The sequence below is a fragment of the Micromonospora sp. NPDC005161 genome, assembly GCF_053599855.1.
In genome coordinates this window covers 202,776-218,368 of sequence record NZ_JBSFYQ010000003.1, presented here as the reverse complement: position 1 = coordinate 218,368, position 15,593 = coordinate 202,776, and the positions used below count along the sequence as shown (strand labels likewise).

At 71.6% G+C, this 15,593-nt stretch carries 14 protein-coding genes and 1 riboswitch; of the genes, 6 read left to right on the top strand and 8 right to left on the bottom strand.

Translation table 11 applies throughout. The features are described from left to right. Positions 1–109: 109 nt before the first annotated feature. The gene (locus ACWD5O_RS04805; protein WP_450084608.1) at positions 110–1,237 is read left to right on the top strand and encodes a lysylphosphatidylglycerol synthase domain-containing protein; all 1,128 of its coding nucleotides are present in this window, start codon (positions 110–112) and stop codon (positions 1,235–1,237) included. A 102-nt stretch (positions 1,238–1,339) separates the two neighbouring features. On the opposite strand, the gene ACWD5O_RS04800 is transcribed toward ACWD5O_RS04805, so the two are convergent. The 4 genes from ACWD5O_RS04800 to ACWD5O_RS04785 all read right to left on the bottom strand — a co-directional run bounded on the left by ACWD5O_RS04800 (position 1,340) and on the right by ACWD5O_RS04785 (position 5,103). Beyond that, the gene (locus tag ACWD5O_RS04800) at positions 1,340–2,527 is read right to left on the bottom strand and encodes a glycosyltransferase family 4 protein (RefSeq protein ID WP_450084607.1); all 1,188 of its coding nucleotides are present in this window, start codon (positions 2,525–2,527) and stop codon (positions 1,340–1,342) included. A 13-nt stretch (positions 2,528–2,540) separates the two neighbouring features. Then, on the bottom strand, positions 2,541–2,933 hold the full coding sequence (locus ACWD5O_RS04795; protein WP_450084606.1) for an acyltransferase: 393 nt from the start codon (positions 2,931–2,933) through the stop codon (positions 2,541–2,543). A 71-nt stretch (positions 2,934–3,004) separates the two neighbouring features. Then, entirely contained in the window at positions 3,005–3,937 is a 933-nt protein-coding gene (locus tag ACWD5O_RS04790) for an NAD-dependent epimerase/dehydratase family protein (protein WP_450084605.1), read from the bottom strand. Positions 3,938–3,963: 26 nt separating this feature from the next. Next, on the bottom strand, positions 3,964–5,103 hold the full coding sequence (locus ACWD5O_RS04785; protein WP_354965950.1) for a DegT/DnrJ/EryC1/StrS family aminotransferase: 1,140 nt from the start codon (positions 5,101–5,103) through the stop codon (positions 3,964–3,966). A gap of 119 nt (positions 5,104–5,222) precedes the next feature. On the opposite strand from ACWD5O_RS04785, the gene lhgO reads away from it, so the two are divergent. After that, a complete protein-coding gene (lhgO, locus tag ACWD5O_RS04780) occupies positions 5,223–6,419 on the top strand; it encodes an L-2-hydroxyglutarate oxidase (RefSeq protein ID WP_450084604.1) in 1,197 nt (398 codons plus the stop codon). Positions 6,420–6,447: 28 nt separating this feature from the next. Here the strand turns inward: lhgO and ACWD5O_RS04775 are convergent, their stop codons facing one another. After that, positions 6,448–7,056, bottom strand: a complete 609-nt coding sequence (locus ACWD5O_RS04775; protein ID WP_450084668.1) for a TetR/AcrR family transcriptional regulator — start codon at positions 7,054–7,056, stop codon at positions 6,448–6,450. Positions 7,057–7,273: 217 nt separating this feature from the next. Between ACWD5O_RS04775 and ACWD5O_RS04770 the strand changes: the two genes are divergently transcribed. The 4 genes from ACWD5O_RS04770 to ACWD5O_RS04755 all read left to right on the top strand — a co-directional run bounded on the left by ACWD5O_RS04770 (position 7,274) and on the right by ACWD5O_RS04755 (position 12,355). Continuing rightward, complete coding sequence (locus ACWD5O_RS04770; protein ID WP_354965952.1) at positions 7,274–8,167, top strand: ABC transporter permease; 894 nt, start codon at positions 7,274–7,276, stop codon at positions 8,165–8,167. A gap of 4 nt (positions 8,168–8,171) precedes the next feature. Then, positions 8,172–8,981, top strand: a complete 810-nt coding sequence (locus ACWD5O_RS04765; RefSeq protein WP_450084603.1) for an ABC transporter ATP-binding protein — start codon at positions 8,172–8,174, stop codon at positions 8,979–8,981. Between the two features lie 145 nt (positions 8,982–9,126). Continuing rightward, positions 9,127–10,644 carry a D-ribitol-5-phosphate cytidylyltransferase gene (locus ACWD5O_RS04760; RefSeq protein ID WP_450084602.1) on the top strand — a complete coding sequence of 506 codons (1,518 nt, stop codon included), beginning with the start codon at positions 9,127–9,129 and terminating at the stop codon, positions 10,642–10,644. A 40-nt stretch (positions 10,645–10,684) separates the two neighbouring features. Continuing rightward, the gene (locus ACWD5O_RS04755) at positions 10,685–12,355 is read left to right on the top strand and encodes a CDP-glycerol glycerophosphotransferase family protein (protein WP_450084601.1); all 1,671 of its coding nucleotides are present in this window, start codon (positions 10,685–10,687) and stop codon (positions 12,353–12,355) included. Positions 12,356–12,372: 17 nt separating this feature from the next. Here the strand turns inward: ACWD5O_RS04755 and ACWD5O_RS04750 are convergent, their stop codons facing one another. The 3 genes from ACWD5O_RS04750 to ACWD5O_RS04740 form a co-directional block, all read right to left on the bottom strand. Continuing rightward, on the bottom strand, positions 12,373–13,119 hold the full coding sequence (locus ACWD5O_RS04750) for an alpha/beta fold hydrolase (protein WP_450084600.1): 747 nt from the start codon (positions 13,117–13,119) through the stop codon (positions 12,373–12,375). Between the two features lie 165 nt (positions 13,120–13,284). Continuing rightward, positions 13,285–14,130 (bottom strand): C39 family peptidase, encoded by an 846-nt coding sequence (locus ACWD5O_RS04745; protein WP_450084599.1) that lies wholly within the window; start codon positions 14,128–14,130, stop codon positions 13,285–13,287. Between the two features lie 226 nt (positions 14,131–14,356). Beyond that, a riboswitch (cyclic di-AMP (ydaO/yuaA leader) is annotated at positions 14,357–14,498 on the bottom strand. 292 nt (positions 14,499–14,790) lie between these two features. After that, the gene (locus tag ACWD5O_RS04740) at positions 14,791–15,555 is read right to left on the bottom strand and encodes a hypothetical protein (RefSeq protein ID WP_450084598.1); all 765 of its coding nucleotides are present in this window, start codon (positions 15,553–15,555) and stop codon (positions 14,791–14,793) included. Positions 15,556–15,593 lie beyond the last annotated feature (38 nt).

Below are 15,593 nucleotides of genomic sequence, written 5' to 3'. Positions count from 1 at the left end.
TCCCGACTCGCGGTCAACCTCGGTTCGTGGTACGCGGCACACTGCGCTAGTCTCGGCGAATTGTGCAGGCGACCCGGACGTGTCGGGACAACCAAAGGACAGGACGGCCGTGGCAGAAACCGCGACGCAGGTCGAAACGGTACCCACCCCGGCCACCGGGGCCGCCGCGGCGAAGTCCCGATGGCTCTCACTGGCCGTCCGGGTGGTGGTCATCGTGACGATCGCGGCCGGCATGACCTGGAGCGTCATCAGCCAGTGGCCGCAGGTGCGGCAGACCTGGGTCGACCTCGCGTGGCCCTCGGTGGTGCTCGCCGTGCTGGCGGTGCTGGCCGGCATGTTCGCCAACTCGATGGCCTGGCGGGCCGCCGCGGCGGACCTGGAGCACCGGGTGTCCGTGTCGGCGGCTCTGCGGATCTGCATGGTCGGCCAGCTCGGCAAGTACATCCCGGGCAGCGTCTGGGCCTACGTCCTGCAGATGGAGCTGGGCCGGCGTGCCGGCCTGCCACGGGCTCGGGCCTTCCTGGCCACCCTGATGGCGCTGGGTCTCGGCGTCGTCGCCGCGCTCGGCGTTGGTCTGCTCAGTCTGCCTTCGCTGCTCGACGCGACCGCCGACTCCGGCGCGGAGTACGCCGAGCCGGTCCGGGTCGCGCTCTACATCGTCGCCGTCCTCTTCCCGATCGCGCTGCTCTGCGCCGTTCCGGCCGTGTTGACCCGGCTCATTCAGCTCGTCCTGAAGGTGCTGCGTCGACCGCCGCTGCAGCACCGGCTCACCCTGCCCGGCGTGCTCCGGGTGGTCGGGTGGAGCGCCCTGGGCTACACCCTCTTCGGCGTGCACCTGTGGCTGCTGGCCAACGCGCAGGCCGCCCCGGGCGTTAGTGGCCTGCTGCGCAGCATCGGGTCGTTCGCCATCGCGATGACCGTCGGGATGTTCGCCTTCCTCTCCCCCTCCGGGCTGGGCGTCCGGGAGGCCGTGCTGGTCGCCACCATGGCGCCCTTCCTCGCTGGCGCCGGCGGCATCGGCGCGGCGACCGGGATCGCGCTCGCCTCCCGCCTGATCTTCACCGTGGCCGACCTGCTCGCCGCCGGCATCGCCGCCCTCTCCGGGATGCGGCAGCTGCAGAAGGTGACCGGGGAGAGCACTGCCGACCCGGCGCTCGACGGGGCCGCTGCGGCGGTTCGGGCCGAGCAGGTGCCAGCGCCCCGCTCGGGTGCGGACGCATCGGTCACCACCGGCTGACGTTCCCGCCCGCCCGTAAGACAACCCCCTGGACACGTACGTTGAACCGCCGGTGCCCCCGACCTTTCGGTCGGGGGCACCGGCGGTTCGACGTACGTCAGGTCAGCGGCCCTGGGACGCGGCCATCTCGGTCAGTACCTCCAGGTGCCGGTGCAGCACCCGGTCCAGGCTGAACCGCTCGCGGATCAAAGCCTGACCGTTGACCCCGATCTGCTTAGCCAGGCCCTGGTCGGTCAGCGCGGCGGTCAGCCGCTGCGCCAGGCCCTGGACGTCACCCGGCTGGCAGAGCAGGACGTTGTCGCCGTCGCGGAGGGCGATGCCGGGGAAGTTGTCGGCCCGCGCCGGCGCCACCACCGGGACCCCGGCGGCCATCGCCTCCAGCGTCGCCGTGCCGAGACCCAGCCCCTGCTCGTGCGACTCCACCGTGGCGGCGGCGAGGTAGTCCGGGATCTCACTCTTGGGCACCTTGCCCGCGGCGATGACGGCGTGCTCGACGCCGAGCGCACGGGCCCGCTCGGCGAAGTGTTGGTAGTAGACCTGCCCGCAGATGAGCAGCTTCGCGTCCGGCACCGCGGCCAGCACCTCGTGCAGCGCCTCGACCAGCGCGACGCGGTCCCGCAGCGGGATGACGTGGCCCACCGAGAGGATCACCGGCGCGTTGCCCAGTTCGTGACGGTCGCGGACCCGCTGACCGTTGCCGCCGACCACCCAGTCCGGATCCACCCCGACCGGGATCGGCACCAGGCCGGAGTGCGCGCCGCGGTAGCGCGACTCGATGTACTCCTGCATGAGCACGTCCATCACCACGAGCCGGGGCTTGGCGCGCCGCATGAACGGCTTGACCATGGCCGCGTCCAGACCGCGGAACACCTTCGCGTACCGGGCCTGCGGGTTCTCCAGCCGGGTGTGGATGGAGAGCAGCGCCGGCACCCGGCGCTTACGCGCGTAGAGCGCGGTCGCCCAGGTCAGGTCGAAGAACTGCCCGTGCTGGTGGATGACGTCCGGCCGGAAGTCGTCGAGCAGTGTGCGGACCCGCCGCAGCACACTCGGCCGGCTGGTGAAGGAGATGTCGAAGCTGACGGCCAGCCGGGTCTCCGGCAGCATGAACGCCGGCAGCCGGACGATCCGCAGCCCGTCGCGCTCCTCCACCGCAGGAGCGTCCTGGTAGGCGGCGGTGAGCACCAGCACCTCATGCCCGGCGGCGGCGTAGCCACGGGCGAGCGACTCGGACAGATGGGAGCTTCCGCCGGCGCGCGGCGGAAAGAAGTTGTTGACGACTGCGATACGCACGGGAGGGGGACTCCTAGCTTTCCGCTACGGGGACGAACCGGACATCGCCGCCGTCCAACTCGACTGTGGAGACCACCCGAGCCGGGACCCCCGTCACGACCGCCCCCGGTGGCACATCTCTGCTGACCACGGCGCCCGCGCCGACGACCGCACCGTCACCGATGGTGACGCCCATCATCACGGTCGCGTTCGCCCCGATGAAGACGCGGTCGCCGATCATCACCGGCGCACGGTCCACCGAAGCATAGGCACGACCCGATACGCAACGTCGGGCGGTGGAGTGGGTGTAGATCTGCGCGCCGCAGCTGATGTCGCACCCGGCACCGATGGTCAGCCCGCCGGAACCGTCGATGACCGTGAAGGCACCGATCCAGGTCCCGGCGCCGACCACCGGCTCGCCGATCACCCAGGCGAGCGGGTTATACGGGTTCGCCGGGAGCCCGTGCGATGACGGACTCCCGGCGGACGACGACTGGGTCACGCCACCTCGGTCTTGATCAGGTCGGTCATCCCGTCCTCGACGGCGATGGTCGGCTCCCAACCGAGCACCTCGCGGGCCCGGGTGATGTCCGCGGCCCGGCGGCTGACCAGCACCTCACGCGGGCTGAACTGCGGCTCGACGTCGACACCGACCGCCTTGATCAGGATGTCGGCGAGGGTGGCCACCGAGGTGTCGATGCCGGTGCCGATGTTGACCGCCACGTTGCCCTGCTCGGCCTCCAGCGCGGCGACCACCGAGCGGGCGATGTCGTGGACGTGGATGAAGTCCATCGACTGCTCGCCCTTGCCGTCGATGACCGGCGGCTGACCGGTCTTCAACCGCTTCACGAAGTGGTTGATCACCGAGGTGTAGTACGCGGTCGGCTTCTGGCCCGGGCCGTAGACGTTGAAGAACCGCAGGGCGACCCAGTTCAGGCCCTTGCTGCGCTGGTAGAAGCCGAGCAGGTCCTCACCGGCACGCTTCGAGATGCAGTACGGGGTGAGCGGGTCGAGCCGGTCGTCCTCGTGCATCGGCAGCTTCTTCGGGTCGCCGTAGACCGAGGCCGACGACGCGAAGACCAGCCGCTTGACGCCGTTGTCGGCGGCGGCGGCGAAGACGTTGTGGTTGCCGACCATGTTGATGTCGATCGACTCGTGCGGGTCGGCCTGGCTCTTGTTGATCGAGACCGCGGCGAGGTGGATCGCGTAGTCGCAGCCCTTCATGGCCGCGTGCACGGCACCGCCGTAGCGGACGTCCTGCTCGATCAGCTCGACGTCGCCGGTCGCCACCAGCTCCGCGATACGGTCCCGGTCGCCGCGGGTCATGTTGTCGAAGATGCGGACCCGGTAGCCCTTCTCCAACAGCATCGGTACCACGTGCAGGCCGATGAAACCAGCGCCTCCGGTGATGAAGACGGTCTGCTTCGACATGGCGGAGCGTGTCCTTCCTGGGGGGATCAGCGGCTGGTGGCCGCGGAGTTGACGACGTCGATGAGGGTGGCCGCGACGGTCTCGACCTGGTCGTCGGTGAGGTTGGCGTGCATCGGGATGGCCAGGTGCCGGACGAACAGGTCGGCCGAGACCGGGCAGGGCGTGGTCTGGCCGTAGAGCGGCTGGGCGTGCGAGGCGTACGTGCCGAAGGTGCACTGCACTCCGCGCTGACGCAGTGCCAGCGCGACCGCGCCCCGGTCGACCGAGGGGGCCAGGGTGACCACGTACGACTGCCAGGGGTGCTCGCGGTCCGGCGCCTCGTACGGCGTCGTGATCAGCTCGTGGTCCTTGAGCAGCTCACCGTAGCGGGCGGCGGTGCGACGCTTGGCGGCCAGCAGGTCCGGCAGCCGGTCGAGCTGGGCGAGCATGATCGCCGCGGAGATGTCGGAGAGCCGGTAGTTGTAGCCCAGCTCGGTGAAGGTCGGGATCGGCAGGTGCGACAGCTCGGCGCGGGTGAGCGCCCCCTCCACGCCGTACGTGTGCAGCTTGCGGGCGTGCGCCGCGAGGTCCTCGCGGTCGGTGACGTACGCCCCGCCCTCGCCAGCGGTGATGCCCTTGCGGCCGTGGAAGCTGAAGGTGGCGATGTCGGCGAGGCTGCCGGCCGGGCGGCCCTTGTAGGTGGCGCCCGCCGAGCAGGCGGCGTCCTCGACCAGGAACAGCCCGTGCTTGTCGGCGATGGCGCGCAGCTCGTCGTAGTCCGCCGGCTGCCCGAACGCGTCGACGGCGATGATGCCGACGGTGCGTGGCGTGATCGCGGCCTCGACGGCGGCCGGGTCGACCGTCCAGGTGTCCGGCCGCACGTCGGCGAAGACCGGCGTGGCGCCGGTCCACATCACGGAGTGGCCGGTGGCCGGGAAGGTGTAATCGCCGACGATCACCTCGTCGCCGGGCTTGACCCCGAGGGTGAGCAGCGCGAGATGCAGGGCGGAACCGCAGTTGCTGGTGGCGAGGGCGTGCCGGGTGCCGGCGACGACGGCGAAGCGCTCCTCGAAACGACGGCAGGTGGGCCCGGAACCAGCGAGCCAGCCGGAGGCGAAGACCTCGGCGATGGCGGCGAGTTCGGCTTCGCCGACCGTGGGTTGACCGAGCGCGATGACCTCAGACATGTGACTCCCAGAGAGGATGGACCCGGAGCAGTCTAGGCCAAGCCCATGGGGGGTGGGCCAGTCGGGCGCGCGGGTGGGCTTGGTTACCATCGGTCCCGGCGTCGGGCGGGAGAGATGACATGACCAGGTTCGTGGTGGTGGGTGGCGGCATCGTCGGGCTGGCGGTGGCACACCGGCTGATGATCGACCGGCCCGGCGACTCGGTCACCGTGCTGGAGAAGGAGGCCGGCTGGGCGGCTCACCAGACCGGTCACAACTCGGGCGTCATCCATGCCGGCGTCTACTACAAGCCCGGCAGCCTGAAGGCGACCCTCTGCAAGGCCGGCAGCGCCTCGATGGTCGAGTTCTGCCGCGAGCACGGGCTGGCGCACGACATCTGCGGCAAGCTGATCGTCGCCACCGACGCCGCGGAGCTGCCCCGGTTGCACGACCTGCACCAGCGCGCCCTGGCCAACGGCCTGCCGGCGCGGGTGATCGATGGTGCGGAGGCGGCCGAGTACGAGCCGCACGTCGCGGCCGTCGGCGCCCTGCACGTCGCCTCGACCGGCATCGTCGACTTCGGCGCGGTCTGCCGCAAGCTGGCCGAGCTGCTCGCCGCGGGCGGGGCGGACCTGCGCACCGGCACCGAGGTCAACGGAGTGGCCACCCGTCCGGAGGGCGTGGTCGTCACCACCAGCCGCGGTGAGGTGACCGCGGACGTCCTGATCAACTGCGCCGGCCTGCACGCCGACCGGATCTCCCGGCTGGCGGGCGTGCCGACGCCGGTGCGGATCGTGCCGTTCCGCGGCGAGTACTACGAGCTGGTCCCGCAGCGGCAGGGGTTGGTGCGGGGATTGATCTACCCGGTGCCGGACCCGCAGTTCCCCTTCCTCGGGGTGCACCTGACCAAGATGATCGACGGCAGCGTGCACGCCGGCCCGAACGCGGTGCTGGCCACCGCCCGCGAGGGTTACTCCTGGGGCCGGATCAACCCTCGTGACATCTGGGACGAGCTCTCCTACCGCGGCCTCTGGGCCCTGGGTCGGCGGCACTACCGCTACGGCCTGACCGAGGTGACCCGGTCACTGTCGAAGAAGCGCTTTGCGGACAGCCTGGCCCGGCTGGTGCCGGAGCTGACCCCGGCTGACATCGTCCGGGCCGGCGCCGGCGTGCGGGCGCAGGCGATCCTCCCCGACGGCGGCCTGGTGGACGACTTCCTGATCGTCGAGGCCGACCGGCAGGTGCACGTGCTCAACGCACCCTCCCCGGCCGCGACCAGCTCGCTGGAGATCGCCCGGCACATCGTCTCCCGACTTCCGGTCGACGCGCCGCGCTGAGAGCGCCGGGTCGCGGACGGCAGAGCGGTCAGGCGCCCGTCGACGGAGCCACACTGCCCCGCTGCCGGGGTACGGCAGGTTCGGCGCCGAGCCCGGTGGCCACCGACTCGACCAGGGTGTCGAGGTAGGTGTCGGTGACCGGACCGCGGGCGATGGCGAGCCGCCAGTAGAGCGGGCCGATGATGAGGTCCACGGCGGCGTCCGGGTCGGTGTCGGCAGGCAGCTCGCCGCGCTGCACGGCGCGGGCGACCAGACGGCCCCCGATTTCCTGCTGGCGGGCGTGCAGCACCTGACGCAGGGTCTGGTCGATGGTCGGGTTGCGGGCGGCCTCAGCGAGCAGGTCGGGAACGATCTGCGAGGCCAGCGGATGCCGCAGCGCGTGCGCCACCGCCTGGAAGAGCAACGCGAGGTCGCCGCGCAGGGTGCCGGTGTCCAGCACGGGCAGCTTGCCGTGCGCGGCCGCGGCCACGATGTCCAGCACCAGGTCGAGCTTGGAGTTCCACCGCCGGTAGATCGCCGTCTTGCTGACGCCGGCCCGTCGGGCCACCGCCTCGATGGAGAGCCGGCCGTAGCCGACCGCGGCGAGCTCCTGCATCAGCGCGCGCCGGATGGCCGTGGTGATCTCACCACGAAGCACCGCCGCACCGGCCGGGGCCCGCCTCTTCTCGGTCGTCACCAGGGACTCTTCTCGCAGGTCACGACGACCAGAGTAGCGCAACGACGGTACGGTTGCGTCCCGACGTGTTTCGGACTACTGTCCACGCAGCGACGAGGCGGCGCTCCGCGCACAGCTCCCACTAGGATTCCATCGTCGCGAGCAACCCGTCGGCACGAAAGATCGGAGTGCCCCTTTCATGGCCACCACCGCGCTGGTCGACCCTGACACGGGCCTGACCCAGGCGCAGCTGGCCGCTCGGCACGGGCTCCGGGTCGCTGGTGAGCGACCCACCCTCGTCGAGTACAGCCGCCGACTGTGGGCCTACCGGCACTTCATCGCCGCGTACGCCAACGCCAAGCTGGTCGCCTCGTACAGCAACGCCAGGCTGGGCCAGCTCTGGCAGGTGCTCACCCCGCTGACCAACGCCGCGGTCTACTACCTGATCTTCGGGGTGGTGCTGGAGCAGGACAAGATCCCGAACTTCATCGGCTACCTGACCACCGGCCTGTTCATCTTCAACTTCACCCAGAGCGCGGTGCTGGCCGGCACCCAGTCGATCAGCGGCAACCTGGGGCTGATCCGGGCCCTGCACTTCCCCCGGGCCAGCCTGCCGCTGTCCACCACGGTGACCCAGTTCCAGCAACTGCTCGCCTCGATGCTGGTCCTGATCGGCATCGTGCTGGTCACCGGCGAGCCGCTCACCCTGAAGTGGCTGATGCTGGTGCCGGCCCTGCTGCTGCAGGCGGTGTTCAACGCCGGCGTGGTGCTGTTCGTGGCCCGGATGGGCGCCAAGGCGAGCGACCTGAAGCAGGTCATGCCGTTCATCATGCGCACCTGGATGTACGGCTCCGGCGTCCTCTACAGCGTCAGCCTCTTCGAGCGGCTGCCCGGCTGGGCGACCACGCTGGTCCAGTACAACCCGCTGCTGGTCTACATCGAGCTGGCCCGCTACGCGCTGCTCGATCAGCCGCCACTGCTCAACGAGTCGCTGACCCAGCTCTGGCTGGTCGCGGCGGGTTGGGCGCTGGTGGGCGGGATCGGCGGCTACATCTACTTCTGGCGCGGCGAACAGGAGTACGGCCGTGGTTGATCAAATGCATGCCACCGACGAGGCGACCGTCTCCCTGCCCGTGCTGGCGCAGGAACGGATCCCCACCGTGGTGGTCGACGACGCGCACATCATCTACCGGGTGCACAAGGGTGCCGCCGGCGGCACCACGCCGGTGGCCGCGCTGCGCCGGCTGGTCAAGCGCACGTCCGCGCCGAACGTACGGGAGGTGCACGCGGTGAAGGGGGTCTCGTTCACCGCGTACCGGGGCGAGGCGATCGGGCTGATCGGCAGCAACGGCTCCGGCAAGTCCACCCTGCTGCGGGCCATCGCCGGCCTGCTGCCGGTCAACCGGGGCGCGATCCACACCCAGGGGCAGCCCTCGCTGCTGGGCGTGAACGCGGCCCTGCTCAACGACCTTTCGGGTGAGCGCAACGTCACCCTCGGTTGCCTGGCGATGGGGATGCACCCCGACGAGGTGGCCGAGCAGGCCGCGGGGATCATCGACTTCTCCGGGATCAACGAGCGGGGCGACTTCGCCAGCCTGCCGATGCGCACGTACTCGTCCGGCATGGCGGCCCGGCTGCGGTTCTCCATCGCCGCCGCCAAGAAGCACGACGTGCTGCTCATCGACGAGGCGCTCGCCACCGGCGACAAGGGTTTCCGCAAGCGCAGCGAGCAGCGGGTGCGGGAGCTGCGCGAGGGTGCCGGAACGGTGTTCCTGGTCAGCCACCAGCTCTCCTCGGTACGGGACACCTGCGAACGGACCATCTGGCTGGAATCCGGCGTCCTGCGGATGGACGGGCCCACCAACGAGGTGATCCGGGCATACGAGGCGTACGCCAACAGCAAGTAGAGTGCCGGCGAACCTCGGCATCGACATGGCGCCATGAACCCGCGTCGCCCGCGTTGGGGCGACGCGGTTCGCGCGTTAAGGTTCATTCCGTCGCCGCCCGGGCGGAACCTTCCGTTAACGCATCCCAGAGAGTGAGGATCCGGCAATGACGCAGGACCAGACCACTGGCCCGGACGCCACACCGGAGACCCCGGCACCCTGGCGGCCCTCACGGACGGTGGCCGTGGTGCTGGCCGGCGGCACCGGGACCCGACTGGGCCTCGGCATCCCGAAGCAGCTGCTGAAGATCGCCGGTAAGCCGATCATCGAGCACACCCTGGCGGTCTTCGAGGCCGCGCCGGAGATCGACGAGATCATCGTGCTGATGGCCACCGGGCACGTCGAGGACGCCCGGCAGATCGTCGAGAAGGCCGGCCTGCGCAAGGTCACCAAGGTGATCGAGGGCGGCGAGACCCGTAACGCGACCACCCGGATCGCGCTGGACGCGGTCGGCCCGGCGGACTGCAACATCCTCTTCCACGACGCGGTGCGCCCGCTGCTCAGCGGCCGGATCGTGCGCGAGTGCGTCAACGCGCTCTGGACCTACGACGCCGTGGACGTGGCCATCCCGTCCGCCGACACGATCATCCAGGTGGACGAGAACGACTGCATCACCGACATCCCGGTGCGCGCCCGGCTGCGCCGCGGGCAGACCCCGCAGGCGTTCCGCTCCCCCACCATCCGCGAGGCGTACCGGATCGCCGAGGGTGACCCGGACTTCGCCGCCACCGACGACTGCGGCGTGGTGCTGCGTTACCTGCCGGGCACGCCGATCAAGGTGATCGACGGCTCGGACGAGAACATCAAGGTCACCCACCCGGTCGACGTGCACCTGGCGGACAAGCTCTTCCAGCTCGCCGCCGCGCAGGCGCCCCGGCTGACCGACCACCGCAGCTACACCGAGGAGCTGACCGGCCGCACCATCGTCGTGTTCGGCGGCAGCTACGGCATCGGCCACGAGCTGACCGAGCTGGCGCGTCGCCTCGGCGCCCAGGTCTTCCCGTTCAGCCGCTCCACCACCGGCACGCACGTGGAGCGGGCCGAGGACGTCGAGGCCGCGCTGAAGACCGCGTTCGAGGCCACCGGCCGGATCGACCACGTGGTGGTCACCGCCGGGATCCTGGAGAAGGGCGCCCTCGCCGAGATGGACGAGGAGACGATGGACCGGCTGCTCCAGGTCAACTTCGTCGGCCCGGTGACCATCGCCCGGCAGTCCCTGCCGTACCTCCAGCAGACCAAGGGCCAGCTGCTGCTCTACACCTCCAGCTCGTACACCCGGGGGCGGGCCCGCTACGCGCTCTACTCCGCCACCAAGGCCGCCCTGGTCAACCTCACCCAGGCACTGGCCGACGAGTGGGCCGACGTCGGCGTACGGGTCAACTGCATCAACCCGGAGCGGACCGCCACCCCGATGCGGACGCGGGCCTTCGGCGAGGAGCCGGAGCACACCCTGCTCGCCGCGGAGGCCGTCGCCCAGTCCTCGCTCGACGTGCTGATCTCCGACCTGACCGGCCAGGTGATCGACGTACGCCGGGCGCCCGGCGACGGTCCCTCCCCGACCGTGCCGGCCCAGTCCGGGTCGGGTCAGGTCGGTTCGCCGGCCGGTGCGGCCTCCGTGAGCTGACTGACGGCGACGGACCCGGGACGGCAGCGAACGGAGCGACATGCGTGGTGATCTGGTCCGAAAGCTGGCCGCCCGGTGCCTGAGCACCGGCCTGGCCGTGCTGGCCTTCGTCGTGGTGGCGCTGACCGGCGCCACCGGATGGGGGTTGGCGCTGGCCGTCGCCGCACTGGTCGCGGCGGCCGCCGAGCAGCGGATCCGACCCGGCGCTGACCTCGTCGCCGAGACGGCGCTGATCGGCGCCGCCGTCCTGGTCGGATACTCCCGGCGGCTGGACGACGGGCTCGACCCGGCGCTCGTCGCCACCGCGCTGGTCCTGCTGGGGCTGGTGCTGCTGGTGGGGCCGCTGCGGACCGCCGGCAACCTGGAGATCCGGGTGGCCAACCTGCCCGTGCGGGCCTGGACGCCGCTGATCGCCGACCAGCTCGGCACCGCCCTGCTCGGGCTGCTCGGCGCGGTGACTCTCGCCGCCGCGGTGGCACTGCCCGCCGCCGTGGCGCTGGTCGCCAGCCTGCTGGTGGGCGCCTGCGCCGGAGCGGTCGCACTGGACCTGGCCCGGCGTCGCTTCCGGCCAGCCGCCGGCGGTGGGGCGGTGGCCCGCGCGCTGCGCCGGCACCAGCCGGAGTTCCTGCTCTACTTCTCCGCACCGCCCGGCTCGGAGTACCAGGTCACCATGTGGCTGCCGTACCTGGAGCGGATCGGCCGGCCGTTCATGGTCGTGCTGCGCGAGCCCGATTTCCTGGCGCCGATCTCCGCCGCCACCAGCGCACCGGTGGTCTACTGCCCCACCCTGCGGGCGTTGGACGAGGCGCTGGTTCCGAGCCTGCGAGCGGCGTTCTACGTCAACCACGGCGCGAAGAACAGCCACTGCATCCGGTTCACCCAGCTCAGCCACGTGCAGCTGCACCACGGCGACAGCGACAAGGCGCCCAGCGCCAACCCGGTGTCGGGGATCTTCGACCGGATCTTCGTGGCCGGCCCTGCGGCGATCGACCGGTACGCCCGCGCCGGGGTGCAGATCCCGGCGGAGAAGTTCGTGGTGGTGGGTCGCCCGCAGGTCGAGTCGATCGAGGTACGCCCGGAGCCCGTCCGCGGCCTGGCGCACCCCACCGTGCTCTACACCCCGACCTGGACCGGTCACCACGCCGACGCCGACTACTGTTCGCTGCCGGTCGCCGAGGACCTGTTGCGCCGGCTGCTGGAGCGCGGCGCGACGGTGATCCTGCGGGCTCACCCGTACACCGCGCAGAACCCGGCCTCGGCCCGGCAGCTCGGCCGGTTGACCGAGCTTCTGCTCGCCCACCGGGCCCGCACCGGGCGGCAGCACGTGGTCGGCGCGGCGGCCCGGAAGCTGAGCCTGACCGAGTGCGTCAACCGGTCCGACGCGCTGGTCTCCGACGTCTCCGGGGTGATCTCGGACTACCTCTACTCCGGCAAGCCGTACGCCGTCACCGACATGGGCGACGAGGGCGGGCACTTCGTGGAGAACTTCCCGCTGTCCGGGGCGGGCTACGTGCTGCGCCGGGACATGTCGAATGTGGACGAGGTGCTGACCGCACTGCTGGACACCGATCCGGCGGCCGAGAAGCGCTGGGTCACCCGCCGTCGCTACCTGGGTGACTTCCCCGTCGAGTCGTACGCCGAGGCGTTCCTGACCGCCGCCCGCCGGGAGTTGGCGCCGGCGAAGACCCTCGCCGCCTCCGCACCGGTCTAGGGCCGCCGCCGGACGGCTCAGCGGTATGCGTCCAGCAGCGCCAGCACCGCCCCCGGGTTCTCCACGTGCGCGTTGTGCCCGAGCCCGGGCAGGGTGACGACCGGTACGCCGAACTCCTTGAGCTGCGCGTCGGTGACCATCGGGTCCTGCTCGCCGCGGGCCAGCACCACCGGCACGTCGGTCGCCGCCACCAGCGCGGCGAGGTCGGGATCGCCGACGTCGAACGCGGCCGGATCCATCGCGAGCCGCCACCGGCCGTCGACCTGGCGCAGCCCGGCGTCCACCACCGGGTGGTCCGGCGGGAGCAGACCGGCGAGCCCGGAGACGCGCAGGTAGCGACGGGCCGCCTCGCTGCGGCTGGCGAACCAGCTGATCGGGCGGGTCGCGAGTTCGGCGGCGCGGGTCAGCTCGTCGGGTGACCAGACGGCCTTGATGCCCAGCCCGACCACCGCGTCCACCGGCGATCCGGCGGCGCGGGCGGCCAGCGCCAGGCCGACCACCCCGCCCAGCGAGTGCCCGAGCACGACGATCCGGTCGTCGGGGGCGAGGCCGTGGGCGATCCGCTCGGCGAACCCGGCGAAGGAGTACGACGGCAGCGGCGCCGACCAGCCGTGACCGGCGAGGTCCGGTGCCAGCCACCGCCCCGGCCAGTGCTGCTCCAGCAGCGGCGCCCAGGGCAGCCAGACGTCGCCGGTCGCCCCCATTCCGTGCAGCAGCAGCAGGACCGGCCCGCGGCCGGTGTGACCACCCGATTCATCCACCACGGCCGCAGTCTCCCACGGTTCGCCGGCGGGTACGAGAGGCCTCGTCGGCGGGACGACGGCGAACCACCTCGCGCGGTACGGCTTCACCGGCCGCCGACCACGTGAGAAAACGCCGCGGGCGCCGGCCCCTTGTGGGGGACGGCGCCCGCGGCGGCTGCGCCCGGGTCAGGCGGAGTAACCCCGAGTGGCGATCCAGTTCGCCAGGTCGATCGTGGTGATCCAGTACGACGGGTCGGCGGCGTTCGCCGAGTCGGCGATCCGCACGGTCCGGCCGTTGTCCTTGTAACCCACCACGGCGATGTAGTGCCCGCCGCCGTAGGAGTGCCAGCCACCATCGGTGTCGGTGGCGTCGCCGACGACGTTGGCCACCACGCCTCGGCCGGCGGTGATCGCCGTGACCACGTCGGCCTGGAGCCGGTCCATCTGGGCCGGGCTGGGCGCGCCGGTGAACATCCGGGTCCGGTACGGGGAGCCCTTCACCTCGGCGTTGAGCACCCGGGTGGTGTCCAGGGCCGAGTTGGTGCCCATCTCGGTGGTGCCCAGCTCGACGCCGAGCTCGTCCTGGGTGCGGTCGATCCCGGTGGCGCTGAGCGCGTTGCGGGTGGCCGCCGGGCCACAGTTGTAGTACGTGTTCTGCGCCTGGTAGTCGTAGTCGAGCACCTTGGTCGCGGGCGGCTTCGGCGCCGGCTTACGGGTCAGGTCCGGGTTGCCGGTGGCCTTGGCGGCGGGCGACGCGGCGCTGGCCGTCGGGGTGGCGGTGCTCGGCGAGGTGCTGGCCGAGGGGGCCGCGACGCGAGCCTCGCCGCGGGAGGCGACGGTGTCGCTGCGCATCTCGGCGACCGTGGTCGCGGTGTGCTGGCTGGCCGGGGCGTCGTCGGTGCCGGCGATCAGGGCGCCGGTGGTGGTCGCGAGCGCCAGGGCCGCGGCGGAGGCGGCGACGATCTGGTAGGGGCGCTCGGTGGCGAGACGACGGAGCTGACGCTTCAGGGTGTGCTTCACGGGGTCCTCCACGGATCGAGGGGAGAGCGGCACACCGGGCCGGACCGGTATCCGGACAGGCGCCAGCGCGCGGACCGTGGTCCGCGGGTGGTGAACCGCTCAGGGGTGTGCCCGGCGTGGCCGGGCGGAAGAGGCGGTGACCCGGGGGGTCAGCTCACCGGACGGATGAGCGGGGGCACCGCGGCGCCGTGGAGGCGGGGAAACAACCGAGGGGTGGAGAGGTGCTGCACGAGGATGGAACTCCTTCCGACACCGCCTACCGGGTTAGCTGACGGATTCGGGCGGGAAGATCGCCCTACCGCGGGCCGTGGCTCGCGGATTCACCCCGGACTTACTGATGGGTCCCCGGTTCGTTGATCACGATTGAGCGGGTCGGCGCGGCGTCGCCTCTTGCGAACGGTTACCGCACCGGACGGGACGACACTACTGGCCGGCTCAGGCCCTGCCAAGCCAGGTTCACCTGCGTAAACCTGAAATCATGCGCCAATTTCTGCGCGTATTGCCACTGACGTGACTCGATGGGACAACCGGTTACGGTGTCGCCTCCGGTCGACAACCGGACAGGCCGTCGAGAATGCCGCCGCATTTGCGCGAACATTGTGCCCGACCGTTCCAGCTGCCCGATCCGGCGCCGGTGTGACCGGGCTCACGCGCCCGGTCGGGCATTTCCGGTCAGCCCACCCGCGCCGGGCGCCAGCGCGCCGCGGTCGCCGGACGGGCCGCCGCGGTCACCGCCGGTCGGACCGGCACCCGGATCGGCCGCAACCGGGCCGCCGCCGCGTACGCCTCCTCGGCGAGCGTGCGGGCCGCCTCGGCGGCCAGTTCCGCATCCCGCCAGGTGGATCGTTCGCGCTCGGCGGCGGCCCGGTGCTCGACCCACCTGCCGTCCCGGACAGCGCGGCTCAGCAGCACCTCCTGCTCGACCGGGTGCCGTCGGGGATCCCAGCCGTTGCGGTGTGCGAAAACGTCAGTGAGCTGACGCATCGACAGGTCGCCGCGCCAGTGCGCCGCCATCGCCGCGCGGTGCAGGTAACGCTCCCGGGCGGCGTACTCCGTCGGGGAGCGCGGCGTGCGCGGGGTGGGCAGCGAACCGGCGCCGGCGAAGCGGCGGGCGGCGCGGTCCGCCTCCTCGTACCCGGCCCAGGCCCGCTCGGCCGCCTCCTGCGCGGCCAGCCAGTCGGCGCGACGTCGGCGGGCGGTCTGCGCCGCGCCGGCGGCGGCGACGGCCACCTCCTCGGCGTACCGGTGCAGGTCCGCCGCCTCGACGGCGGCCAGTTCCCGGGCCGTGGGCGCCGGGGACTCCTCGACGGTCGGCCGGTCCCGCTCGGGGCGGGCGATCAGCACGGTGAGCACGGTCAGGGCCAACAGGAACAGTGCCGACCAGATGGCGGCGGCCTGCGGAACCTCGGTCAGGAACCGGTAGAGGACGGTCTCCATGAACGGCACCTCGGGGGGAAGATCGCTGCGGTGGGGAG